Origin of the sequence: Pseudomonas sp. HY7a-MNA-CIBAN-0227 (assembly GCF_040310325.1) — a bacterium.
Lineage (GTDB): Bacteria > Pseudomonadota > Gammaproteobacteria > Pseudomonadales > Pseudomonadaceae > Aquipseudomonas.
On record NZ_JBEOPT010000089.1, the window covers coordinates 1 to 281 of the forward strand.

Annotated in this window: 1 protein-coding gene; it reads left to right on the forward strand. The window is 48.4% G+C overall.

Features of this window, described 5'->3' with window-relative positions:
• Window positions 1-281, forward strand: a 281-nt coding sequence (rplS, locus tag AAEZ06_RS27100; protein ID WP_350617166.1) for a 50S ribosomal protein L19, incomplete at both ends; no start/stop codon positions are given.

Sequence of the window (281 nt, forward strand, 5' to 3'; positions counted from 1 at the left end):
TCTACAGGCTTTTGAAGGCATTGTAATTGCTAAGCGTAACCGTGGTTTAAACTCAGCGTTTACCGTACGTAAAATCTCAAGCGGTGTTGGTGTTGAGCGTGCATTCCAATTGCATTCACCAATCATTGACAGCATTGAAGTGAAACGCCGTGGTGCGGTTCGCCGTGCGAAACTGTACTACTTACGTGAGCGCTCTGGTAAATCAGCCCGTATCCGCGAAAAGCTTGCTCCGCGTGCACCTAAAGTTGTCAAAGCAAAAACTGACGCTCGCGTTCCTGATG